General features: G+C 73.8%; 11 protein-coding genes and 9 pseudogenes. 7 read left to right on the forward strand and 13 right to left on the reverse strand.

What is annotated here, in order from left to right:
• The first annotated feature begins 228 nt into the window (after window positions 1-228).
• The 3 genes from sepH to UG55_RS14915 all read left to right on the forward strand — a co-directional run bounded on the left by sepH (window position 229) and on the right by UG55_RS14915 (window position 4,289).
• Window positions 229-2,631 carry a septation protein SepH gene (sepH, locus tag UG55_RS14905; RefSeq protein ID WP_066068657.1) on the forward strand — a complete coding sequence of 801 codons (2,403 nt, stop codon included), beginning with the start codon at window positions 229-231 and terminating at the stop codon, window positions 2,629-2,631.
• Window positions 2,632-2,789: 158 nt separating this feature from the next.
• Window positions 2,790-2,990 carry a hypothetical protein gene (locus UG55_RS14910; RefSeq protein WP_066068660.1) on the forward strand — a complete coding sequence of 67 codons (201 nt, stop codon included), beginning with the start codon at window positions 2,790-2,792 and terminating at the stop codon, window positions 2,988-2,990.
• Window positions 2,991-3,188: 198 nt separating this feature from the next.
• Window positions 3,189-4,289, forward strand: coding sequence for a YihY/virulence factor BrkB family protein (locus UG55_RS14915; RefSeq protein WP_066068663.1), 1,101 nt, complete (start codon window positions 3,189-3,191; stop codon window positions 4,287-4,289).
• A gap of 17 nt (window positions 4,290-4,306) precedes the next feature.
• Here UG55_RS14915 and UG55_RS14920 read toward each other — a convergent pair.
• Together UG55_RS14920 and UG55_RS37260 are read right to left on the reverse strand one after the other, a co-directional pair.
• On the reverse strand, window positions 4,307-5,213 hold a 907-nt coding region (locus tag UG55_RS14920; RefSeq protein ID WP_242424413.1), incomplete at its 5' end, for an LCP family protein.
• A gap of 1 nt (window position 5,214) precedes the next feature.
• A pseudogene (locus UG55_RS37260) lies at window positions 5,215-6,073 on the reverse strand (LCP family protein); the annotation flags it as partial.
• Window positions 6,074-7,730: 1,657 nt separating this feature from the next.
• Here UG55_RS37260 and UG55_RS37265 point away from each other — a divergent pair.
• The coding region (locus UG55_RS37265) for an aminopeptidase P N-terminal domain-containing protein (protein WP_242424414.1) at window positions 7,731-8,244 on the forward strand (514 nt) is incomplete at its 3' end.
• A 1-nt stretch (window position 8,245) separates the two neighbouring features.
• Window positions 8,246-9,137, forward strand: a pseudogene (locus tag UG55_RS37270) (M24B family metallopeptidase); the annotation flags it as partial.
• 259 nt (window positions 9,138-9,396) lie between these two features.
• Here the strand turns inward: UG55_RS37270 and UG55_RS37275 are convergent.
• The 10 genes and pseudogenes from UG55_RS37275 to UG55_RS37300 all read right to left on the reverse strand — a co-directional run.
• Window positions 9,397-9,584: histone-like nucleoid-structuring protein Lsr2 (locus UG55_RS37275; protein ID WP_242424415.1), on the reverse strand; the 188-nt coding region annotated here is incomplete at its 5' end.
• 1 nt (window position 9,585) lies between these two features.
• A pseudogene (locus UG55_RS37280) lies at window positions 9,586-9,738 on the reverse strand (Lsr2 family protein); the annotation flags it as partial.
• A 1,970-nt stretch (window positions 9,739-11,708) separates the two neighbouring features.
• On the reverse strand, window positions 11,709-12,536 hold the full coding sequence (locus tag UG55_RS14940; protein ID WP_066068672.1) for an ABC transporter ATP-binding protein: 828 nt from the start codon (window positions 12,534-12,536) through the stop codon (window positions 11,709-11,711).
• A 103-nt stretch (window positions 12,537-12,639) separates the two neighbouring features.
• Window positions 12,640-15,758 (reverse strand): SpoIIE family protein phosphatase (locus tag UG55_RS14945; RefSeq protein ID WP_242424417.1); only part of this gene is annotated, 3,119 nt, incomplete at its 5' end.
• A 1-nt stretch (window position 15,759) separates the two neighbouring features.
• Window positions 15,760-16,683: pseudogene (locus UG55_RS46260) on the reverse strand (histidine kinase); the annotation flags it as partial.
• On the reverse strand, window positions 16,680-18,900 hold a 2,221-nt coding region (locus UG55_RS14950), incomplete at its 5' end, for an acetate--CoA ligase family protein (RefSeq protein WP_242424418.1). The gene UG55_RS14950 and the pseudogene UG55_RS46260, both read right to left, overlap by 4 nt.
• A 1-nt stretch (window position 18,901) precedes the next feature.
• Window positions 18,902-18,946 (reverse strand): annotated as a pseudogene (locus UG55_RS37285) (hypothetical protein); the annotation flags it as partial.
• 1 nt (window position 18,947) lies between these two features.
• A pseudogene (locus UG55_RS37290) lies at window positions 18,948-19,361 on the reverse strand (GNAT family N-acetyltransferase); the annotation flags it as partial.
• Window positions 19,358-19,815, reverse strand: a pseudogene (locus UG55_RS37295) (acetoin utilization protein AcuC); the annotation flags it as partial. The pseudogenes UG55_RS37295 and UG55_RS37290, both read right to left, overlap by 4 nt.
• Before the next feature lies 1 nt (window position 19,816).
• Window positions 19,817-20,551: pseudogene (locus tag UG55_RS37300) on the reverse strand (acetoin utilization protein AcuC); the annotation flags it as partial.
• Window positions 20,552-21,075: 524 nt separating this feature from the next.
• Between UG55_RS37300 and UG55_RS37305 the strand changes: the two are divergent.
• A partial coding sequence (locus tag UG55_RS37305) for an AMP-binding protein (protein WP_242424419.1) occupies window positions 21,076-22,113 on the forward strand: 1,038 nt, incomplete at its 3' end.
• Between the two features lies 1 nt (window position 22,114).
• Window positions 22,115-22,677 (forward strand): annotated as a pseudogene (locus UG55_RS37310) (acetoacetyl-CoA synthetase); the annotation flags it as partial.
• Window positions 22,678-22,871: 194 nt separating this feature from the next.
• Here the strand turns inward: UG55_RS37310 and UG55_RS14965 are convergent.
• The gene (locus UG55_RS14965) at window positions 22,872-24,146 is read right to left on the reverse strand and encodes a sigma-70 family RNA polymerase sigma factor (protein ID WP_083986817.1); all 1,275 of its coding nucleotides are present in this window, start codon (window positions 24,144-24,146) and stop codon (window positions 22,872-22,874) included.
• Window positions 24,147-25,022 lie beyond the last annotated feature (876 nt).

Below are 25,022 nucleotides of genomic sequence, written 5' to 3' on the forward strand. Positions count from 1 at the left end.
ACTGTGCGTGTCGACGGCCGCAATGCGACCGTCTGGCGCCATCAATGGCAGGCTGTCATCTACCGGGACGCATGGCGGCGAGGCGGTTTTCGCGCGCACTCCACGCGCCGGTGCGCCCTCAGGGTGTCCCGCGGGGCACACCGGATGCTCGGCCCCGTGCGGGTGCCCGGCACGGTGTGTGCGCCGCGCCGGCCCCACGGCAGGAGATCGACGGGAGGAGAAGGCGCCATGCGCGAGCTGCGGGCGGTCGCACTCAGCGAGGACGGCGGCTATCTCGTACTCGCCGATGCAGCGGGGCGTTCGGACGCGGAGCAGTTCCGCGTCCCGGTGGACGATCGACTTCGGGCCGCCCTGCGCGGGGCCCGACGTAGTGAAGTACGCGCGGAGAGCGCGTTGACCCCCCGCGAGATCCAGGCCCGGCTGCGCGCCGGCGAGACCGCGGCGGACGTCGCCCGCGCCGCCGGCATCCCCGTCGAGCGGGTCGAGCGTTACGAGGGCCCGGTGCTCGCCGAGCGCGCCCGCGTGGTCCAGGAGGCCCGGGCTGCGCTGCTTCCCAAGGACCCGGGTGGCATCCCGGGCCGGCCCCTCGGCGAGGTCGTCGACGCGCGTCTGCTCAGCGTCCAGGACGACCCGGAGTCCGCGCAGTGGGACGCCTGGCGGCGCGTGGACGGGATCTGGCTGGTCCAGCTCACCTCGGACAGCCGCTGCGCCCGCTGGACGTGGGATCCGGTGGTCCGCCGGGTGCGTCCGCACGACGACGCGGCCCGGGCGCTGGTCGCGCCCGAGTCCGCCGAACCGCCTTCGCAGCCGCCGACCCGCACCAGCGGCCCGGCGCTCACCCTGGTGCACGACCAGGGGGCCGCCCCTCCATATCCGGGGGCGGTGAACGGGTCCGCCGGCTTCGCCCAGCCACCCGCGCCCGCCGCGCCTCCCGCCGCGCCTCCCGCCGTCCTGCCCGCCGCGGCCGCCGGGAACGCGGCGGGGTACCTGCCGACCGGTGCCGGGAGCCTGTCCGGGTACGGACCGGCCGCCGCCGACGAGCCCGGGCAGGCGGCGGGCCGCCACCTGCCGGGGGCGGAGGACAACGGCTACGGCGCCGCCGGGCGGGAGGCGGCCGCCGGTCGCGACACTGCCGGGTACGAGCGGCAGGAATACGACCAGGGCCGTGCCGGGGCCACCAGCCACCCCGCCGCAGCGGTCGGCCGGCCCGACGGCGGCGCGCCCGGCGCCCCCGGGGCAGCGGGCGCCGGCCACTCGCCGGCCGGATACCCGCCCGCCGACGGGGTCCGATCCGATCGCGCCGCCGACAGCTACCCCCCCGGCGCCGCCGCGCAGCCCGGCCCCGGGCAGGACGACTACCCGGCCGCCCCGGCTCCGGCGCACCGCCAGGCGCCCGCCGCTCGCCGCGGTGGCGCGACGCCGTGGCCCGGGGCCCCGGGAGTTCCCGCCACCCGGCCGGGGCAGGGCCGGCGCGTGGCCCCGCCCACCGGCCGGTTCGGCTCCCGCGACCGTGCGGTTCCGCCGGCGGACAGCCTGCCGGCGCCGGAACACCTGCCCGCGGCAGAACACCACCTGCCCGCGGCAGAACGCCACCGGCCCGCGCACGCCGACGAGCGGGTGGACGTCCGGCAGCCGGCCGAGGCGGGCAACCGTGCGGCGGGCCCGCACACGACCTGGTACGGGGCCGAGGCAGACCCGCGCTACACGGCACCGAGTCACGCCGCACCGAGCCATGACGAGACACCGGCCGACCACGCCGGTACCCAGGCTGCGGACACCGCCGACGACTTCGGTACCGCGGGGCCGCTGCCCGGCCCCGACGCCGGCCCCGGCGCCGCCACCGGCGCTCCGGGCGCCATCGAGAACGGCGCCGTGACGTCCGAGGGCGACTACGCCGACGACCTCGGCGCGGAGCAGCCCGCGGGCGCCTGGGCAGACGCGGAGCCCGCGGACCGGACGCGCGCGGCCAGCTCCGCCGCGCCGGCCCGCGACCGCGAGTCCACCCAGGGTGCCGACCAGCCCCGCGTGACCGGACTTCCCGGCAGGACCGAGGCGCCCGGCGAGACCGAGCCGGCGCGTGAGACCGAGCCGGCGCGGCGAACGCCGCGGCGGCCCGCAGCCGCGGCGGCCAGCGCCCGCCGGGCCGCCACCTCACCGGTCACGGCGGTTCCGGGCGTCGAGTCTCCCGCCGACGCTCCGGCAGCCGGCCAGGCCGAGGTCACCGGGCGCGGCACGGCTCCCCGCCGGTCTGCGGCCGCCCGCGCCGCGACCGGCCGGCCGGTGCCCCCCGGAACCCCCGCGGCGGCCTCCGCCGGCGCTGCGTCGGCAGCCAGCGGCCCACCGGCCAGCGAGCCGGCTGGCAGGACTGTGGCCAGCACCGGCGACCCGAAGAACGCGGCCGGGGACGAGACCTCCGACACGCTCGCCGCCGAGGCCGATGTGAGCCCCACGGACGAAAACACCACGGAAGGCACGCCAAAGTCATCTAAGAGCAACCAGGCGGCTGCCACGGGTAACCGCGGACGCCAGGGCGGGACAGGTCGTGGAAGCGAACGTCCCGCAGGCGGTCGACGCGGACGCAAGTCGGTGCCAGCATGGGACGACATCGTGTTCGGCGCTCGTCGGCCCTGACGGCGGACGCCGAGGACGAAGGCCGCCACCGGTTCACCGCGAGGAGGTACCGGNGGCGGAGGCCGCTCTGGATGCAACGACGCCGAGAGAGCCGGCTGTGAGTAAACCGTCACATGGTCAGGCGGAACGTCTGGCCGCTCAACACAGTTGGAGAAGGTGTGACAGGGACTACCACGAAGCCGACGCTGACCAACCTCGACCGTTGCGACAGGTGCGGCGCACAGGCGTACGTCCGGGTCGTTCTGCCTGGCGGCGGAGACCTGCTGTTCTGCCGCCACCACGCGAAGTCGCACGACTCCAAGCTCCGCTCGGTCGCGGTCGAGTACCACGACGAGACCGACAAGCTGAGCGTCTCCTGACACATCGGGCAACCGGGGGCATGCCATGGGCCATGGCATGCCCCCGACTCACGTCCGGCCTGGTGTCGTGGCAACCAGGCCGGGCGACGTCCGAGTGCCGGCCACGCCGTACCGGGCAAGTACGCGGTACCGCCGCTGGTGAACGGGCACACAGGTGCCCTCACCATCCACCCGGGCGGGTAGTCATACGGTAAGCACGTGTCCTCCTCGGGGAACGAACCGGTTCCCGTTCTCGCCTCCCCGGCAGGTGGGCTTCGGTTTCTTCGGAGCGGCGCCCGGTCGGCGACCAGGCAGGCGATGCGTGCCGCCGGCTGGCTGCGGCTGTTCCTCCGCCCGGGCGCGCCGAACCGCGCCGAGGCGGTGCGTGACCTCGTCCTGCGGTTGTTGAAGCCCCGGTCGTGGATTCCGTGGGGGGCGCTGCGCCTGGTACGGACGACCATGGCGAACGCCTGGCGACATCGCGTCCTCGGGCTCGCGGCCGAGGCCGGTTTCTGGCAGCTGCTGTCGATGCCGCCGCTGCTGCTCGCGCTGCTCGGAACGATCGGCTACGTCGGCGACATCCTGGGCGGTGACGCCGTCGACAACGTCCGGCAGAGCATCCTCGACGGTGCCGACAACCTGCTGACGACCTCGGTGGTCGATGGCACCGTCCGGCCGACGATCGACGAGATCCTCTCCCGCGGCCGGCCGGACGTGATCTCCATCGGCTTCCTGCTGTCGCTGTGGACCGGGTCCACCGCCATGGCGACCTACGTCAACACGATCACCATCGCCTACGGTCAGCGCGACTTCCGCTCCGCCGTCCGCAGCCGGCTGGTCGCGCTCGGGCTGTTCCTGGCCCAGGTCGCCACCGGCGTCATCCTGCTGCCCGCGCTCGTGCTCGGGCCCGGCATCCTCTCCGACCTGTTGGACTCCAGTCGGCACCCGCTTGTCGACGAGCTCCTGAAGGACCTCTTCTGGCCGGTGGTGGGCGTCGTGGCGCTGTCGATGCTCACCACGCTGTACCACCTGGCACTGCCGGTCCGTCGGCCCTGGCGCCGGGCGCTGCCCGGCGCCGCGCTCGCGCTGTTCCTGTGGCTGGTGGGCAGCTACCTGCTCCGGATGTACCTGGAGCTGGTGTTCAGCAACGAGCTCGTCTACGGCTCGCTGGCCGCGCCGGTCGCCGCCCTGCTGTTCTTCTACATCACCGCCCTCGCGGTGCTGCTGGGCGCCGAGCTGAACGCCGCGATGGACGAACGGCAGCCTCGTCGGCCCGGCGAGCACCGCCGGCGCTCCCACCCGGAGCCACCAGCTCAGTAGCGGCCCCGGCGGCGGGCTCAGTAGGTGCAGCCAGCCGCTTCGGACGGAGTGGGCGGGCCAGCCTGGGCCAGCGTGAGCCCACCTGAAGGACTCCCGGACACCGCCTCGGCGGACAGCGCACCACCGGACAGCGCACCACCGGACAGCGCACCGCCCGTGACCGTCGAGGAGCCGGCGAGCGAACTGACAGCGGAGACGACCGGGGCCGCGGCCGAGACGACTGGTGCCGCGGTGGGGACGCGCCCCAGCCCGACCGCGCCGTTCGGCCGGGACCCACCGAGCTCGTCGAGCAGAACGGCCAGCTCGTCGTCCTTCGCGAGCAGCACCGACTGCTGGCCCACCGTCGACGGGGTGGCGGGAACCGTTTTGAAGGCCACCCCGCCGCTGCTGATGCCCTGCATCCGTACCGCCAGTCCGCGCAGGTCGGTCAGGGACGTGTTCTGGTCCAGCGTCAGCGCGGACGTCGCCGCACCGACGACGTCGAGCAGCCGCCCCGGATTGAGCAGGGTGCCGGCCGACGCGACCTCCCGGAAGATCACCCCGAGGAACTGCTGCTGGCGGCGAATACGGTCGATGTCCCCCTCGGGGAGGCCGTAGCGCTGCCGGACGAAGGCCAGCGCCTGCCCGCCGTCCAGGGTGTTGTCGCCGACCTGGCCGTGCCAGCCGGAGTAGCGGTCGTTGAGGTTGTCCAGGCCACGCGCCTTCAGCTCGGCCGGCAGCTCCTTCACGCAGACCGTGACCCCGCCCAGCGCGTCGGTCATCGCCTGGAAGCCCACGAAGTCGATCTGGAGATAGTGGTCGATCCGGATGTTGGTGAGCGTCTCGATCGTGCGGACCAGCAGGGACGGGCCGCCATAGGCGAAGGCCGCGTTGAGCTTGGACTTCTGCGCCGCGTGTTCCGCGCCGTCGGCGCCGGTGTAGGCGNGGATCTGGACCCACAGGTCCCGAGGGAACGAAACCAGGGTCGTCGAGCCGTCGGCGTCGAGGTGGGCCAGGATCGTCGTGTCCGAGCGTTGCCCCTCGGTCTCGCCGAACTCGCCCTCGGTGCCCTCCCGGCTGTCTGAGCCGACGAGCAGGATGTTCTGGGTACCGCCGCCGGCCGCGGCGGGCCGCGCCGCGGCATCCGAGAACGTGAGCTCGATGTGGCCCACCTTGCCGTTGTAGTGCCGCAACACAGCCCAACCGGTGGTCGCGATCAGCAGCACGACGATCGAGACGAGGGCCGCGCAGGCGGTGATGGTGCGGCGCAACCCACTGACCGGGCGGCGCGGGTCCTCACCGGGCTCGGCCTCGTACTGCTCGGACGGGCCGTAGGGGTCGGGGCGACCGTACTGATCAGGGCGGCCGTAGGGAGCCGGCCGCCCGTAGGGATCGGACGGGCCGCGCCGCGCCTCCCCCCGGTCGGCGGCGCGCGGCGGCCCGGGAGGCCCACCGCCCAGGCCGGGCCGGAGCGGCTGCCGCCCTGGTCCCTGTCCCGGGGCGTTCGACGGGTTCGGCGGGTTCGGCGGGTTCGGCGGCAGCCGGCGGGTCGGCGGGACCGCCCTCGGCGCGGCCGATCCGGGATCGCGGCGCGGCCAGCCGCCGGCGGGCCAGTTCTCTCCGCCCCCGGACGGTCGCCGCGCACCACCCGGCGGCGGATCGGGGCGACCGGGAACCTGCCGGCCCTGGCCCGAGCGCTGCCCAGGGCGGCCCTGCCCCTGGCCCTGCTCCGGATACCGCGGCGGACGGCGGCGGTCGCGTGGGTCCCGGCCGCCCTGATCGCCATCGTTCGGAGGCCAGGCCATGGCAACGTCCCCTCGCTCACCCGCCAGGACGAAGGTCGCCGCCCCGTGCGGACCCGGCGAACTCGCGCCGCCGGGCGCCTGCCCGTTCACCCCACCAGCCACGGCGAGCGGCCGAGCGGGTTCCGGGCCCCACACTGTTCTACCTGTGTTCGGCGGGCATGCACCGTTGTAACCGCATCTCTGTCTGCATCCGGTCACACCACGCCCCAACTGCCGACATCCACCATCTGCCGGCCTCCGCCGACCGCCGACATTCCCGGCCGCTAACCCCCTGCCGCTAACCCCCTGCCGCTATCCCACCCGCCCGTATCCCATCTGCCGGCTCCGACCATCCATCCCGGCGGTACCGAGGGCTGCCGCCGCGACTGCGCCGAGCCCGGGGGACAGCTGCTCCGCCGGCGACTGACGGAGCCGTACCAACGCGCCGATCCGCCCCCGCCCGGCGGAAAGGTGGTCCCCGCGGTCCTCGTGATGCGCAAACCAGCCCGGGAGCGGATCACACGCGGGCCACGGATTTCCGCAACCTCCGCGCGGGATTGCTCGCCGGTCGTGGTAGGAGACACAGCCGGAGATATGCCAACACGGCCCGCCGGCGGGACGAACGATCAGACCGAACGTGGCAATATCAGGACGGATCACCCTACTCGGGTGACACGTCGGCCGCGGACCGCGATAGCGACTGACGCCGAATGCGCTGCCGTCCGCGGTGGGATCCGCAACCGGAACTCTGTGTTTGGCCGTCCGTCCGGACAGCCCGTGATGGACGCCATACTCGGTTCTCTTGCGCGAAGCAGTCGCGGACCGGATGGGCCCGTAACCTCATCGACCTGCCCGGGGTCCGGACATGGTCGCCAAATTCGCGGCGGGATTGCCCGGCACCACCCGACCCNCCCGAACGCCAGCCGACCCATCACAGCAGGCCGATACTTCTCCCGCCGGAACACCCACCCGATCGACGATCCGCGACATAAGGTCACGGTCCGTCGCAACCACGAGATCCGGAACGACGGATTGCCGGCCGCGGCCGACCATCCGGGAGTAAGTGGGCCGGCCGGCCGTGAACGGACCGCGGTACCCGGGAGGCGCCCGCCCGCGAAGCTTCACCGGTGATGACCGACCATCGGCCCCGGCACGCGTCATCGGCGCTAAGGGAAGGCGGCCGAAAGCCGGCCGAGATCGAGGATGAGAAGATCCGCCGACGCCGCCGACGGCGGTCGCCACGGCGAGTGCCGCTACCCGACCATGGTGCCCGCGGCCTACCGTTAACGGTATGAGCGCCCAGTCCCACCAAACACCATCTTCACATCCCGTCACGGAACCGGTCCCGGGCGGCGGGAGCGACCACCTCCTACCGCGGAGCTCGCTTGCTTCGCACCGCCTGGAAGTGGAACCGGGCACGCATCCGGCGGACAACACGACACCGGCCGCGCCCACCACCGCCACGCCGCCGAAAATCTCCACCGGATCTGATCAGGAATCATCCGGACCGCTGCCCGGGACAACTCAGGCACCCGGGGTGACGGAGATAGACCCGGCCCCGGCGGCTCTGGCCGGGGACACTGCCCGCCCGACGGCTGAGGAACGCGCCGCGGACGAACCGGGCAGGAGCGGGCAGGCCAATCACGACGAGGAACCCCACGCGGCGTTCAGGCGTTTCATGGCAGGCGGCTGGGCCCCGGTGGGTGAGACCGTCGCGCCGCGTGACGAGTGCGCTCCCTACACCACCAAACGACGGTCACTTCTCGCCACAAGATTCCCTTCGGACACCCTGGTCGTACCCAGCGGCGGGCTCCATGTGCGGGCGAACGACACCGATTACCCGTTTCGCCCGGGCAGTGACTTCTTCTGGCTCACCGGATGTCACGAACCTGACGCCGTCCTGATCCTGCAGCCCAACGCGGCTGGTGACCACGACGCCGTGCTCTATCTCGCGGACCGTTCCGACCGCTCCAGCTCCGCGTTCTACACAGATCGCCGTTACGGTGAACTGTGGGTCGGCCCCCGCCCCGGGGTCCGGGAGACCACGGCGGCGCTCGACATCGAATGTCGGCCGTTGCCAGAACTGCCAGAGGCCCTCGCCCGCCTGGCACCCGCCAGGACAAGAGTGTTGCGCGGTCTGGACACCCGGGTGGACCGGGCGGTGAGCCGCTGGGCACCGGGCGGATCATCCGNCGACCGGGATGCCGTGTTCGCCCAGACGTTGTCCGAACTCCGACTGGTCAAGGATGATTTCGAGATCGCCCGGCTGGACGAGGCGGTCGCCGCGACCATTGTCGGCTTCACCGAGTGCATGAACGAGTTCGGCCGCGCGGCGACCCTGCCCAACGGCGAGCGCTGGCTGGAGGGAACCTTCTGGCGGCGGGCCAGGGTCGACGGCAACGACGTCGGATACGGATCCATCGTGGCCTGCGGGCCGCACGCCACGACGCTGCACTGGGTGCGGGACGACGGTCCGGTGCGGCCCGGTGACCTGGCACTTCTCGACATGGGGGTGGAGGGCCGCTCGCTGTACACCGCCGACGTGACGCGGGCCCTGCCGGTGAGCGGGAGCTTCAGCCCCCTGCAGCGGCAGGTCCACGACGTCGTGTTCCAGGCACAGCAGGCCGGAATAGCGGCTGTCCGTCCGGGCGCGGCCTTCCTCGATCCGCATCGCGCCGCAATGCGCGTGATCGCAGCGGCTCTGCACGACTGGGGACTGCTGCCGGTCTCCCCCGACGAGTCACTCAGCGAGGATCCGAAGGCGCCGGGGGCCGGGCTGCACCGGCGTTACACCCTGCACTCCACGTCACACATGCTCGGGCTGGACGTGCACGACTGTGCGCACGCCCGCGACGAGACATACCGGGATGCCGCGCTTGAGGCGGGGATGGTGCTGACTGTGGAGCCGGGGCTCTACTTCCAGCCGGATGACCTCACCGTTCCGCCGGAGCTGCGCGGGATCGGCGTCCGGATAGAGGACGACATCCTGGTGACGGCGGACGGAAGTCGGAACATGTCGGCCGCGCTGCCGCGTTCGGCCGACGATGTCGAAAAATGGATGGCCGGCGGAGCCGGCGGGCGCTGAAACCACGGGAGATCCAGCCGGCCGGCCGCCCATTTGGCCGCCCCCGGCCGCGGTGCGGCCGCCGGCCGGCAATCGGCACAACGTGGTCTGGTCCCTGCCCATCGGACACCCGATGGGCAGGGACCAGGACGCGAAAGGGTGATCACGTCTTCTTCGGCCGCCGACCCGAGGAGACCCACACCAGCTATCACGGTGGTACTCGGGTAGTACCAGGGTCGAGCGCGCGGCGCGTCGACCCGGAAAGCAGTTGGACCTGACTCTAGTGAGCCTTGTCGTACGCCTCGACGATGTTCGACGCGATACGGCCGCGGTCACTCACCGTGTAGCCGTTGCTGCGCGCCCACTCGCGAATGTCGGCGGTGCGGTCGGTTCCACCGGTACGACGCGAAGCGGCCCGCGCGCCACGCCGGCTACCGGCGGCACGCCCACCCGAACGGCGCGCGGCGGNGACGAACGGCGCCAACGACTCCCGCAACTTCGTGGCGTTCTTCTCCGACAGGTCGATCTCATACTGTGCGCCGTCCAGTCCGAACCGGACGGTCTCGTCAGCCTCTTCTCCACTGAGATCGTCAATCAACGAGACGATGGTCTTCTGGGCCATGGCTCTCTCCTTCAGGTCAGCGGACCGCAGAACTTNCGGGTCTAGTATTACCACGAGAACACCGTGAACTGTCACGCCTGGTTCGTCGGACGCGCGAGCCAACCGCGTCCATGGTGCAAGTCCCCGGCTCGTGGTGGCCTGTCGACGCAGCCCAAAGGAGCGGATCGACATCGACATGATAGAGAGATGATCATGTTCTTCGAATCACACCTTCCGGTTCGAAACGTCGACCNGCGAACCGCCCCGGCGCGACACACGGCAACCCACCGGCGCCCCGCCGCGGGGCCGAGACGCCGCTACCCGGACGGGAGCCGGGCTTCGCACGCGTCCGGACCGTTCGATTGCCCGGCAAACGAGGCCCCCCACACAGCAGCGACTTTGGACCGGCGCGCGCCCGGGAACCCACCGCCGTGTTTGCCAAAGCCGACCCCCGGCGCCGGATGAGTACGCCGGATTCCGCTCCTGACGCTATGCACCCGCCCGGCGCGGACTACGGGCTCACGTGGGTCGTGGACGCTGCGAACGTGATTGGCGCACGACCAGACGGCTGGTGGCGCGACCGTGCGGGTGCCGCCAGGCGACTACACAGGGACATTCTCACCNTGCTCCACCGGATGGACGGACTGGGCACTCTGGCCGATCGACCGTCACGGGTGCTTCTTGTTCTCGAGGGGGCCGCCCGGTCGGGTGTAGCGGCCGGGCCGAGCACAACAGAGTTCGTACCACCCGGCGGGGGTACGAGCGATATCTCCGCCGGCCAGTCTGAAGACCAGACACCGACAGGACAGCTCCAACTGAACGCCCAGTTACCTGGAATGTACGCGGAACCCCCACACCTCCTGGTGATCCACGCATCGTCCAGTGGGGACGAGTCCATCGTGGACGCGGTACGCGCGACTGCCCCGCCGACCCTGGTCATCACCTCGGATCGGGAGCTGCGGGATCGCGTTCGCGCACTGGGCGCGCGGGTTACGGGCTCTCGCTGGCTGCGGGATCTTCTCGACGGAGTAAGCGCACCGTGATCCGGCATGCCGAGATCCGCTCCCGCGACCGCCCCCACACCGGCGGCCGCCACATCAACAGCCAGTGCATCAATATGCCGGAAATCACTATGCCCGGAATCACACCCGCGTGGCCCCGGGGAGGAACCCGGTCGACGAGCTCCCGCCGTCCCGGGTAACGCCGACGAGCGTCCTCGTCGACGTCACCGCGCGGCTGACCCGCGGGCCGCTGCCCGGTGAGGAGAGCGAGAACGGGGCCCAGCGAGCGAAGCGGCGGCGCGGGGCCGGGAATCACGGACCGGGGACCGAACCGGAATGAGAGGGCGTCCCGCCTCGGCACCGCAGGCTGCCGGACCCACCCGACACGGCTGGCCCGAAACCGGCTGCCCGGCGCCGCGGGCCCGAAACCACTGGCCCGCAACCACGGGCTCGGTGCGCCGGCGGGACGCCCCGGCTCCGTCGGGGCCGCACGCGCCCGTCGCTCCTGCCGAGGGGCTGCGATCGCGCGGCGACAGGCGGGCACCGGCGCCTCAAAGCGCCGGAGAGCGCCCGAACGGCGACAGGGGAAAAGAACACTTCGGTTTGCGGATGCATCGCCGCACAGGCGCTCTGAGCCGTTCCAGCGGCGGACGTCGCCGCGCCCGCCGGGAAAACCCCGCCACGCCCCCTGGGAAGCCACCCCGTCACCCGGCCGGTCCACATCCCGACGCCCGGCCTCCCGCGGAGCCGCGGGCACTCCGGTGGGCGCTCGGGCCCTCCGGTGGGCGGCCCCCGCGGGGCTCGGGCTCACGGTGTCGGGCCGGGCCCGCCGGCATTTCACGCCAGCGAGCGGTCAGCGCCGGATCAGGCACCACGGGACGGGCGCGACGGGCGCGGGTCGGGACAGGCGCGGGTCGGGACAGGCGCTTTCGGGACAGGCATGGGCGCGGACGGCCCCGAGGAGACGCGGTCAGACCGGGGCGGGTGCGGTCAGACCGAAGCCGGCGCGGGCGGCCGAACCCGCGGCCCGGGCGCGGCCAGCCGCGCCGCGTACCGGCCCGCCGAGGCCGTGATCTCCAGCGGCAGCCCGAAACAGGCCGACAGATGCTCGGAGACCAGCACCTCGCCCACCGGCCCGGCGGCCAGCACCTGCCCCCGGCGCAACAACAGCGCGTGCGTGACGCCGACCGGAATCTCCTCGACGTGATGGCTCACCAGCACGGTGACCGGCGCCGCCGGGTCGGCGGCAAACCGGGTGAGCCGCCGCAGCAACGCCTCCCGCGCCCCGAGGTCGAGGCCGCTCGCAGGCTCGTCCAACAGCAGCAGCTCCGGGTCGGTCATCAGGGCCCGCGCGATCTGGACGCGCTTGCGCTCGCCCTCGGAAAGCGTGCCGAAGGTGCGCTCGGAAAGATTCCGACAGCCGAACTGGCCCAGCAGCTCGGCGGCGCGGCGCAGGTCGACCTCGTCGTACTCCTCGTTGCCGCGGCCGAGTACCGACCAGCCCGCGGTGACCACCGCGTCGAGCACGCGCTCCTCCGGCGGCGGCCGATCGGTGAGCACCGGGCTGACGACACCGACGCGGTAGCGCAGCTCCTGCAGGTTCACCCGGCCCAGCCGCTCGCCGAGCAGCTCGACCGAGCCCGAGGTCGGGAACATCCGCGACGCCGCGATCTGCAGCAGGGTGGTCTTACCCGCGCCGTTGGGGCCGAGCAGCACCCAACGTTCACCCTGGTTGACCACCCAGTTCACGCCCCGCAACAGATGGGCCCCGTCGCGTCTGACCGTGACGTTCTCAAGGCGTAGCACCGCGTCCGGCATGACGCTCACGTTACGCGAGCCGAGAACGCGCCCGCGGGGCCGGCGGCTGATCCGGCGGCGGGGGTGGACGGGCCGCGTCCGGCCCGGCCACCCCCGCCGGAGGTCATACGCGGTCGGGGTCGATCTCCGCCCACACCAGCTTGCCTTCGGCCAGCGGCCGCGTTCCCCACCGCAGCGCGAGCCGCCCGACCAGGTCGAGCCCGCGGCCGGCCTCGTCGTCAGGACCGGCCCGGCGCCGCCGCGGCATCCGTCCACCGGCGTCGGTGACCTCTACGAGGATGCGCGGGGCGCCACCGGGGACGGTTCGCGCGGTCTCCATCCTGCGGACCCGCGCCAGTCGCGGCGACCGGCCGTGGACCAGCGCGTTGCCGACCAGCTCGGAGAGAACGAGCACCACGGTGTCGATGACCGCCGGCTTCACCAGCGCGTTCTCCAACGCGACCCGCACCTGCGCCCGGACCCGGCTGAGGCCCTCAGCCGGATCCGCCGTGATGTCCAGCGGATCCACCGCCGGATCCCGCCCGGGCAGCCTCGCCAGCAGGAGCGCGACATCGTCGCCCGCACCCGCACCCGCACCCGCACCCGCACCCGCACCCGCACCCGAGCCCGTGCCCGAGCCGGCGCCCGAGTCCGTATCCGGCCCGCCCACCCGCGGCCTGGCGGCGCAGGCCGCGGCGGCCAGCAGGTCGAGCCGGCCGTCCCAGTCCTCGGCCGGCCGGGCGAGGACCGCGGCCAGCTGCGACACGCCCGCGTCGATGTCCGTTCCGTGGCCGCGGACCAGCCCGTCGGTGAACAGCGCGAGCAGCGCCCCCGGGCCGAGTTGCACGGTGTACTCGGTCATCGCGTCGCGGGCCAGCCCGAGCGGCGTCGCGACCGCCATGTACAGCCGCGACACCAGACCGTCCGGAGCCACCACCAGGGGCGGCGGATGTCCGGCGCTGGCCAGGGTGAGCTGGCCGGTGTCCGTCTCGATGACGGCGTAGATGCAGGTGGCGACCATGTCCTCGGCGAGGTCGGCGACGAGGCCGTCGAGGTGGGTGAGGACCTCCCCCGGCGGCAGGTCCAGCCGCGCGCAGGTGCGTACGGCGCTGCGCAGCTGCGCCATGAGCGCCGCCGCCGGGAGGCCGCGGCCCATCACGTCGCCGATGACCAGCGCCACCCGGCCGGCGCCCAGGTCGATGGCGTCGTACCAGTCACCGCCCACGTCGTCGGCCTCGCCGGCGGGTACGTACCGGGCGGCCAGTTCGAGCCCGGGCAGGACGGGCATCCGGGGCAGCAGGGCCGTCTGGAGCGCGCGGGCCTCCCCGCCGCCGCGGCTGCCCGCCTCCGCGCGTTCGAGGGCGGGCGCCGCCCGGGCCGCGATCTCGGCCAGGAATGTCAGATCATCCTGGGTGAACGCGGCCCGCCCACCGGCGGCGATCAGCGTCATGACTCCGACGGGACGTCCGCGGAACAGGACCGGGACGGCGGCGACGCTGTGGCTTTCGGCGTCCCGGGCCCACCGGGCCAGATCCGGGGACAGCACTCCGTCCAGGAACGGGGAGGGTTCGGCCACCGGCAGGCTGTCGGGCAGTCCCGCGTCCCGCCCCGCCGTGATGAGGACGGGCGCGGTCTGGAGGGCCGCCAGCGGACTCGCGGCCGGCAGGACCAGCGCACGGCCGGCAGGCGGCGGCCCCGCGGGCAGCCCCTCCCCGACCGTGAACACCGCCGGACGCAGCCCTGGTCCGGCCACGGCCTCCTGGCCGGGATCGTCCGCGGCGGCCAGCAGATGGACGAGGCAACCGTCGGCGACCTCCCCGACCACCGCCGAAGCCAGCGCGGCCAGCGCCCGGTCGGTGTCCGGGGCCGCGGCCACGGCGGCACCGGCCCGGGCGAGCAGGTCCAGCCGGCGCCGGGCGGCGTCGGCCGCGGCCGCCTCGGCCCGCGCTGCCATCCGCGCCGCCGCCAGTTCCGCCTCGTGGGATTCGCGGACTCCGCGGTGCTCGGCCGCCTCGGCCGCGAGCCGCTCGAACAGCGTCGCGCGCTCCAGCGCCTGCGCGCACTGGTCGGCCAGGGTCAGCAGGAACTCCTCGTCCTCGCCGTCGAAGTCACGCGCGTCGGGGAAGCCGAGGTGCAGCACGCCGAACGGCGCGTCCGCGGTCGCCAGCGGCAGCAGCGCCCAGGAATGCTCGGGCCCTGTCTCCACCGCGCCGAGCAGGTCCGCGACCGGCCAGCGGGCTCCGAGCTCGCCGCGGCTGCGCAGCAGGATGGGCCGCCGCCCCCGGACGACCTCGGCCAGCGGGTGGATCGCGCCCAGCGGGACCTCCGACCAGCGCTCGGCGTACTGGGCCGAGGTGCCGACCAGGGACCGGAAGCGGAGGCGGTCGTCGCCGGAGTCGACGAGGGCCACGCCGCGGCTGACGGCGCGGACGGCCCGGCCGCCGTGCTCGAGCACCGCCGCGACCACGTCGTCGACGGTGGCCGCCCGCCCGAGTGCGGTGGTGAGGCGCCGGACCTGTTCCCGGCGCCACCCGGTTTCCTCCGCCGCGGCGGCGGCCGAGGCCCGTCCGGCGGCGGCGGTCCGCGCCTCGGTGACGTCGGTGAGCACGCCCACCCACTCGACCTGCTGACCTTCGATGACCGGAACCAGCCGGGCGGTGACCGTTCGGAGCTTTCCGGCGGCGTCGGCGACCGCGAACTCGCCGTCGAAGGGCTCCCTGCGCTCGACCGCCCCGCGCCAGGCCCGGCGGACCGGCTCGCGGTCGTCCGGATGCAGCGCGTCCAGCCAGCCGAAACCGGCCACCTGCGCCCGCGACTGCCCCGTCATGCCCCGCCAGCGGGGCAGGTCGGTGTCCAGCCCGCCGTCGGCGGCCCCGTGGAAGACGTCGGCGGCGGCGGCCTCGGCCAGTACTCGTTCGCGGGCCGCGGCCCGCTCGAGGTCCGCCTGAGCGCCCTTGACCCGGGTCGCGTCGAGCGCGACCAGGACCGCGCCCGCGGGCCCGCCGAGCCGGTCGGTGGCCGGGTACCAGCTCGCCGACCAGGTCTGATCCGGTCCGGTACCGCCGGTGGCGACGCCGATCTCAAGATCGGTCACCGGCTCCCCGGTGCGCAGCACCCGATCCAGCAGGATGTCCATCTCCTGGCCGATGTCGCCCAGCAGCTCGGACATCGTGCGGCCCAGGTGCTCGGCGGCGGGCCGGCCGTTGATGCGGGCCAGCACCTCGTTGACCTGAACGTAGCGACNGGCGGCGTCATAGAGGGCCAGTCCGACGGGCGCCCGCTCGAACAGGGCCTCCCGCAGAGCCTGCCCGGCCGCGTCCACCCCCGGCGGTGACGGCCGCTCGGCTCCCCCCGCGCCCGCCCCGCCGCCGGTTTCGAGGGCCGGTGTGTTCCAGGACGTACCGAAGTCAGACGGCATCGGCCCCGCGCCCGGCGGCAGCGAGCCCAGGGGAAACGGGGGAAGCCCGGGAAACCCCGGTCCGGCATCGCCACCGGGGCCGCGGCCATCCCCGCCCCGCCCGTCCGAGCTCGGCCCACCGGCGGCGGCCAGCGCCGCCGGCGGTGCCACCGCGGACGGCGGCAGCAGCGGCAGCGACGACGCCGCGGACGACGCCGCCGAGGACATATCGGGCGGCGCGGTCCCCGGCGGCGGTGTCAGACCTGGCGGCGGTGTCAGACCCGGCGGCGGCACGGTGGACGACGGCGGCGGGCCGGACGGCAGCCCGGTTGCCGGAACCGGTGCGGTGGACGGCGGGGGCGCGGTGGACGGAGCCGCCGGCGGGAGGTGCCGCGGGGGCATCTCGCTCGGCGGAGGTGTGCTCGGCACCGGGATACCCGGCGGCCCACCCGGTGACAGCGGCTGGTAGGCCGCGGCCGCGCTGTCCCCCGGGAGGGGCTCCCAACCGGACGGCGTGAGCGGCGGGCCGGCGGTGGCCGGACCACCGAGGTCCGGGTAGGACGGCCAGCTGTGCGGGTTGGGCTGGCCGTTCCATCCGCCCGCAGACCCCTCGACACCGTCCCAGCCGGCGGCGGGCCCGCCGAGGCGGCCCGCGCCCGCCGGACCTGGAGCGCCCGGCCCGGCTGGTTCGTCGCCGGCGGCGTCTGCGCCGCCCGCTTCGGGGCCGACGGACGGCCGGCCGGCTGGCTGGGCAGGGTACGGCGTGGTCATGGCAGACGATTGTGGACGGTGTGGACACGTTGTGCCGAACCGGGCCGTGGCTCGGAGTCGACCGGCTGCTCCGTCCTCGGGCGCCAGAAGCGGCGGGGGCCGGCATCCGCGCGGGGCAGCGGCGGGGCGAGGGTGATCTCCGCCGACAGCACGCTGACCCGGTCGACGGAGACGATGACCGGGTCGAGCGCGAGGCTGCGCAGACCGCCGATGTCGTCCACGAGGCGGGCCAGCCGCAGCAGCAGGTCCTCCAGCGCGGCCACGTCGACGGGCACCGCGCCGCGATAGCCGAAGAGCAACGGCGCCGCGCGCACCGACCGGACCAGCCGGGCGGCGTCGGCGTCGCTCAGCGGCAGGATGTGGTGCGCCCGGTCGCCCAGCAGCTCCGTCGCCGGACCGGCCAGGCCGAAGGACACCAGCGGACCGAAACGCGGGTTCTCCGCGGCACCGAGCACCACCGCCACGCCCGTCGGCACCATCCGCTGCACGACGAGTGGGCCCTCGGGGCCGACCCGCTCCGCCAGTGCCCGCCACGCGGTCCGCAGCGCCGCCGGATCCGTCAGGTCGAGCCGCTGCCCACCCAGCTCGGGCCGATGCCGGAAGCCGCCCGATCGCGCCTTGAGCACGACCGGCCAGCCGAGCCGCTCCGCGGCCGCCACCGCCTCGTCCGCGCCACGGACCGGGATGCTGGGCACGACCTCGATGCCGTAGCAGGCCAGCAACGCGGCCGCGGTGTCGTCGGGGAGCCGCCCCGTGGTTCCCGCCGCCAGCCGCCGGGCGTCGTCCGCCCGCACCGGCATCGTGGGAACCGCGCCCGCCGGCAGGTCGCGCCAGCGGGCATAGGCGACCGCCCGGCGCAGCGCCCCGACCGCCGCCTCGGGCGATGAGTAGGCGGGAATTCCGGCCAGTTCCGACGGCACCCGCGAACCGCGGACGGTGGCCAGCATCGGCACGGTCAGCTCCGCCGCCGCGGCCGCCGCGCCGAGGGCCGCGGGTACCGGACCGGGTAACGCCGGCGGCAGCCGGACCGCGGTCGTGATCAGCGCGTCGACCCGGGCCGAGGCCGCGACCATGGCGTCCCGGAACGCCTGCGGACTGCTGCCGACCGGCAACAGCACCTCCTCCACCGCGAGGCCGGCCGCGTCGGCCGCGCGCGCGGTGAACCGGACCAGGGCCCGGGAGTCACCGACCACCGCGACCCGGTTGCCCGCCGGCAGCGGACCGGCGGCGAGCAGCAGGGCGACGTCGAGGCCCTGGGAGACCCGGTCCACGCCGATCACCCCGGCCTGCCGCAGCAGCGCCTCGTCGAGCGGCGTCCGCTCGGACAACACGACGACCACCGGGGTGTCCCGCCCCAGCCAGCGAGCCAGCCGGGCGAACTTTCGCGGGTTCCCGAAGGTTTCCAGGTGCATCAGGGCCACACCGGTCGACTCGTCGTCCTTCCAGTACTGCAGCAGGTCGTTGCCGCTGACGTCGGCGCGGTCGCCGGCCGAGACGAAGACGGAGAAGCCCAGCCCGCGGCCGGCGGCGGCCTCGAGTAGCGCGCCCCCGATCGGACCGGACTGCGAGTAGCAGCCGATCCGGCCGGCGCGGGGCATTTCGCTCACCAGCGACGCGTTCAGGCCCACCGCGAGGTTCTGCAGCCCGAGGCTCGCCGGGCCGACCACGCGCATACCGAACGCGCGGGCGTCGGCGGCGAGGCGGGCGTCGGCGTCGTCGTCGCGCTGGTCCGTCATGACCACCAGCCCCCGCACGCCGTGCCGGCCGCAGGACGCGACCACGGATGGGATCTCGCGCGCGGGCACGCACAGCACCGCCAGGTCGACCGGGAGCGGCGTGTCCTCGACGGAGGCGTACGCCCGCACCGACGCGACGGCGCCGTCCGCCGCGGCGGCCACCGGGTTCACCGGGTAGACCGGGCCGTCGAAGCCACCCGCCAGCAGGTTGCGCAGGACGATGTTGCCCACCGAGCCGCGGTCCCGGCCGGCCCCGATCACCGCCACCGCCCGGGGGTGCAGCAGCCGGTTCACCGACGCGGCCTCCGCCCGGTGCTCACGCGCCCGCATCACGTCGACGGACCGCGCGGTGGGCGCGATGTCGAACGACAACCGGACGCTGCCGGACTCCCAGGCGCGCGCGACGGTGTAGCCGGCATCGAGGAACACCCTGATCATCTGCTGGTTCTCGCTGAGCACCTCCGCGTCGAACCGGCGCACCNCGCGCTCGGCCGCCGCCGCCGCCAGGTGCTCCAGCAGGACGGACCNGAGACCCCTGCCCTGCTGCGCGTCCTCGACCAGGAAGGCGATCTCCGCTTCCGGCGCGGTCGTCCCGGTCGTCCCGGTCGGCCCGGTCGGCCCGGTCGGCGGCCGGCCGCGCTCCCAGTGGGCGAGCGCGACGATCTCGCCGCCGATCAGGGCCACCAGCGCGCCCCGCGTCCGCTGGTCGACGTTGGTCGTCCGCGCGATGTCCTCGTCGCTGAGACCGCGGCGGACGTTGAAGTACCGGAAATAGATCGTCCGGGTGGACAGGCGGGACCAGAACGGCCGCAGCAGCGCCCCGTCCGCCGGCCGGATCGGGCGGATGTGCGCCGTCCCGCCGTCGAGCAGGATGACGTCCGCCTCCCAGTGGGCCGGGTAGTCGGGCGGCGGCGCACCGGGCTCGGACGCGGCGGCGCTCACCTGTCCCGGAACGGATCGAGGCCGTGCAGGGGCAGCACCGCTCGCCGGGTCGCGGCGACGGCCCGGTCCAGCGGATCGTCCGGGTCGCCCTCGCCCGCGTCCCAGCCGTGGTAGGACGCCGGGGCGCCGTCCCCGAAGGCAGCCGGCATCCTGGCGGCGCCGACCGAGTCGTGGCCGGTGGCGGCGCGCACCCGGGCCGGGGCGCTGGCGGCCCAGTCCGCCGGCAGCGGCCGCGCCGGGTCCAGCGGGCGGTGGGCGGCGATCGCCAACAGTTGCGTCCAGGCCCGCGGCACCACGGCGTCGAGGGCGTAGCCGCCGCCCCCGCAGGCCAGCCAGCGGCCCTCGCACACCTCGTGGGCGAGCGCGTGCAGCGCCGCGTAGGAGGCGCACTGGCCCTCCAGCGACAGGCGCAGGTCGGCGAGCGGGTCGAGCGCGTGCGTGTCGCAGCCGTGCTNGGTGACCAGGACCTGCGGCCGGAACGAGCGCAGCAGCACCGGGACCACGCCGGAGAACGCCCGCAGCCAGCCGGCGTCCCCCGTCGACGGCGGCAGGGCGACGTTGACCGCGGTGCCCTCGCCCGCGCCCTCGCCGGTCTCGCGCGGGAAACCGGTGCCGGGGAACAGGGACATCCCGCTCTGATGCAGCGAGATGGTGAGCACCCGCGGGTCGTCGTAGAAGGCCGCCTGCACCCCGTCACCGTGGTGGACGTCGACGTCGACATAGGCGACCCGGGTGGCACCGGCGGACAGCAGCCAGGCGATCGCGACCGCCGGGTCGTTGTAGACGCAGAAACCGCTGGCCGCCCCGCGCATGGCGTGGTGCAGTCCACCGGCGAGGGAGACGGCATGCCGGTGGGTGCCCTCCCACACCGCCCGGGCCGCCGCCAGCGTCCCGCCGGTGATGTGGGCGGCGACGGTGTGCATCCGGTCGAACAGCGGGTTGTCGGCGGTGCCCAGGCCGAACCGCGCGGCGATCCGGGCACCGGCGGCCGAGTCCGGCGTGGCGGCGCGCACGGCCCGCAGGTAGGCGGGGTCGTGGACGAGCTCGATCAGGTCGTCGGTGGCCAGCCCGGCCGGAGCCACGGTGAGCCCTGGTACGTCCAGCAGGCCGACAGCCCCGGCGAGATCCATGGTCAGCGCGAGCCGCACCGGGTGCAGCGGGTGCGCCGGGCCGAAGTCGTAGTCGAGCATCCCCGGATCCCAGGCGAGCAGCGTGCCACCGCCCTCGGCCGGCCCGACCGGCTCCGGCACGCTGGTCGGCACGGTTGGCGCGGACGACGCCGACGACGCCGACGACGCCGACGACGCCGACGGTCCGGGCCCGGTGGAGGGCGGCTGTGCCGCATCGGCGTTCCTGGACCCGCTCACACGACAAGACGGTAGCTCCCGGCGCCGTCCGGCACGACCGCTCTGCGCACAGGCACCCGCGGCGCAGCCACCCGCGACGCAGCCACCCGCGGCACAGGCACCCCGCGACACGACCACCCGCGGCACAACCACCCGCGGCACAACCCGTGGACACGGCCGTGAATCGTGTCGACCGAACGGCCGAAGGCTGACGGTGTGGCGGACGGACCGGTCGACGGCACGCATTAGGGTCAGATCACGTGGCGGGTGACGAAGGACCAGCAAACGACGAATCAGGTGACCGGTCGCACGAGACCGCGGGCCACGGAACGCCGCGCGGCGCCCTGTCTCGAACACCGTCGGGAACGGTGCTGTGGGAGCCGCCGCCGCGCCGAGCCGCCGAATCGTCCGTGACCCGGTTCCGCGAATGGGTGACCGAGGAGACCGGTCTACACCTCGACGACACGGCCGCGCTCGCCCGCTGGTCGGTCATCGAGCCGGGCCGCTTCTGGGACGCGATCTGGGAGTTCTGCGCCGTGGAAGGCGACCGCGGCGACGGCCCGGCCCTGTCCGGGCGGGGGCTGGCGGACGCCCGGTGGTTTCCCTCCGCCCGGCTGAACTACGCGGAGAACGCGCTCACCCGACACGGTGCGGCGCCGGGGATCATCGCCGTCCGGGAGGACGGCGCCACCGCGGTGATGAGCTGGGACGAACTGCGCCGCCAGGTGGCCCGGGCCGCCACCGGGCTGCGCCGGCTCGGCATCGGGCCCGGGGACAGAGTCGCCGCCGTGCTGCCCAACACAGCGCACGCGGTGGTCGCGATGCTCGCCTCGGTGAGCCTCGGAGCGGTCTGGGCGGCGTGCCCACCGGACCTCGATCCGGCCTCGCTCGCCGACCGATTCGCGCCGATCACACCCCGGGTGCTGATCGGCGTCGACGGATACACCCACGGCGGCCAGTCGTACGACTCGTCGGGCCCCCTGGCCGAGCTGGCCCGGCGCCTGCCCAACCTGGCCGCCACGGTGGTGGTTCCCTACCTGTCGGCGGATGCGCTGGCCCGGGCCAGCGAGGCGGGCACCCCCGCCCTGCTCGCCTGGGACGATCTCCTCGGCGAGGAGCAGGAGCTGACCTTCACCCGGCTGCCGTTCGACGCGCCGCTGTGGATCCAGTTCACCGCGGAGAACATCGGCCCGCCCCGACCGGTCGTCCACGGGCACGGCGGCATCCTGCTGGAGCATCTCAAGTCGCTCGCCCTGCACCTGGACCTGGGACCCGACGACCGGTTCTGCTGGCTGGCGACGACCGGCGACCTGATGTGGAACTACCTGCTCTCCGGCCTGCTCACCGGCACGACGATCGTGCTGCACGACGGGAGTCCGGCCCAGCCCGACCTGTCGATCCTCTGGNGGCTGGCGGAGGCGGTGGAGGTGACCTGCCTGGGGCTGCCCGCGGCGTTCGTCGAGGCCTGCCGCGACTCCGGACTCGTCCCGGCGGAGGTCGCCGATCTCTCGCTGCTGCGCACGGTGGGGGTGTTCGGCACTCCGTTCGTGCCGGACGCGGCGGCCTGGGTGTACGAGGCTGTGAACCCGTCCGTGGCCTTCACCGCCATGAGCGGCAGCGTCGAGCTCGGCACGGCGCTGATCGTGGCACTGCCCACGGAGCCGGTGCGGGCCGGCGAGGCCGGGCCCGCTCTCGGCTGCGCGGTCGCCGTGGTCGACCGGGCCGGCCAGGTGACCAGCGCCGCGGGAAGCGCCGACGGCGACCTGGTCGTGACCGCGCCGATGCCGTCGATGCCGCAGTTCGTCTGGGGGGACCCGTCCGGGTCGTGGCTGTTCCAGACCCGGCTGGCGCGCTTTCCCGGCTGGTGGTGGCAGGACGAACGCGCGCGCTCGACTCCCGCCGGTGCGTTCTCGGTGGGAGACGTGCGCTTCCCGACCCTGGTTCCGTCGGGCGCTCGCCGAGGCTTCTAACGGCTCGGCCGCGCGGGACTGCGCGGGACTGCGCGGGAAAGGAAAAGCCGGATCCTCGCTGACGGCGAGGATCCGGCTTCCGACCACCCCTGCCGGAGCGGGACGGCTGCCCTGCCCCGGGCTGCTGCGGGCGCCGGCCCGCGATGCCGGCGCCCACCAGACGACCTCGTCCCAGACGCCCGTTCCTCAGTTGATCAGTCGAGGAACTCGCGCAGCCTTCCGGCCACGGCGGGCTTGCGCAGTTCCCGCAGCGTGTCCCGCTCGATCTGGCGGATCCGCTCACGGGTGAGGCCGAGCCGGTTGCCGACCTCGGCGAGAGTGTGCTGCTTTCCGTCGGCCAGACCGAAACGGAGCCGCATCACCTCACGCTCACGAGGGTTCAGCGCGCCGAGGACGTTGTCGATCTCGTCCTGCATCGCGCCGTAGGACGCGGCGTCGGCCGGCGACGTGGCGTCCGAGTCCTCGATGAAGTCGCCGAGCACGGAGTCGCCGTCGTCACCGACGGACGACTCCAGGCTCACCGTGTCCTGCGCGTAACGGCGCAGCTCGACGACCTGCTCGATCGGCATGTCCAGCTCGAACGCGAGCTCCTCGTCCGTCGGCTCGCGGCCGAGGGTCGAGACGAGCTGGCGCTGCAGCCGGGTGATCTTGTTGATCTGCTCGACCACGTGCACCGGGATGCGGATCGTCCGGGCCTGGTCGGCCAGCGCGCGGCCGATGGCCTGGCGGATCCACCAGGTGGCGTAGGTCGAGAACTTGTAGCCCTTCGCGTAGTCGAACTTCTCGACCGCGCGAATGAGGCCCAGGTTCCCCTCCTGGACCAGGTCCAGCAGGGTCATGCCGCGGCCGCTGTACTTCTTCGCCACCGACACCACGAGGCGCAGGTTGGCGGAGACCAGCTGCTGCTTGGCGGCCTGGCCGTCGGTGACGAGGACACCCAGGTCCCGACGGAGGTCCTCGGCCAGGTTCTCGTCCGTCTCGAGCTTGTGCTCGGCGAACAGACCGGCCTCGACCCGCTTGGAGAGCTCGACCTCCTGGGCGGCGTTGAGCAGCGGCACCTTGCCGATCTCACGCAGGTACATGCGGACGAGGTCGGCGGTACCAGCGTGGTCGGCGACGGTCCGGCCGGCGGCAGCGGTGGTGCCGGCCCCGGCACGCTCGCCTTCCTCTTCCTCGACGAGGTCGATTCCGGCGGCGCCCAGACGGGCGATCAGCGCGGGCAGCAGCTCCACGCCGATATCAGCGGCCTCAAGGGCCTCGCGCAGCTCGGCGCGGCTCAGTTCGCCGGTCTCACGGCCCCGGGCGATGAGCTCCGCCACAGCGGAGACGTCGAGCTCGTCAAGCTCGTCAGGGACCGCGGCCAGCGTGCGGCTGGTGGTACGGACAGGAGAAGCGGAGCGACGGGCACGCCGCGCACGCGGGCGTGGCTCGTCGGTGCGCTCGGCTAGTTCAAGGGCAGGCAGCGTCATCAGTGGCAGATCCGATGGTCGGTGCGGGTGGGTCGTCTACTTCCTTGCACGTGGAGGTAACGACCGAAGAGGCGCAACCATTCCCGTGCAGGCACAGCCGGACGTCAGCGATCGCCGGGCCTACTGCGAAGTGTAGACCCCTGCCTTCGGGACGCTGAACCCGCTGTCGCGAAGACTACCTGGCAGATCGCGCCCTGTGGCGAGAACGAGCAACTATCTCGCCGACTCCCACCGTCGACCCTCGACTATCAGTGACAATTCACAACGGAGAGTGATCTCCCTACCACTTTCGGGAGCCCAACCCAGAGATCGACGTCACCTTCCCACCGCTGCGGCGAGGGTAGGCCACGCTGACGCCGTCCCGCGCCGGGCTCGGTTCACGGACCCGGCACAACGGAGCCGGTACCGAACGGACCACCAGGAGACCCACGCGATACCCGGTGGGCGTTCGCGCCATGCCTCCGCCGGCCCGTTTCCGTGGCTTCCCAGCCTTTCCNCCAGCCATAGGTGGCGGTGGCGAGTGACCGGACCCACATCGAGGCCCGCGACCGGCCCGCGGCCGCATTCCGGAGCCGACGGCGCGCGACGCTCACCCACCGCGTCAGCCCTCGGACGCACGCGACCCGCGGACACGACTTCTTCGCCGGGATGACAGGCCGGCACCCGCACCCGGCGGCCAGGCGCGGCCGACACCGGAGATCTTCCGTACACCCGAGCAAACATCACTCTGCGTAACAGGCCACCGTTGCCGTGGACCGCTCGATCCGATCTTCACGCTGTGCGTGACGCCACCCGGCGCGACCCCGGCCATCCACCCCTGGCATGGCCTCCGAGCCGGACTTTTTCGACGGTTAGCGGCGAAACACGCGCCTGTCA

The sequence above is a fragment of the Frankia sp. EI5c genome, assembly GCF_001636565.1.
Taxonomy (GTDB): Bacteria; Actinomycetota; Actinomycetes; order Frankiales; family Frankiaceae; genus Parafrankia.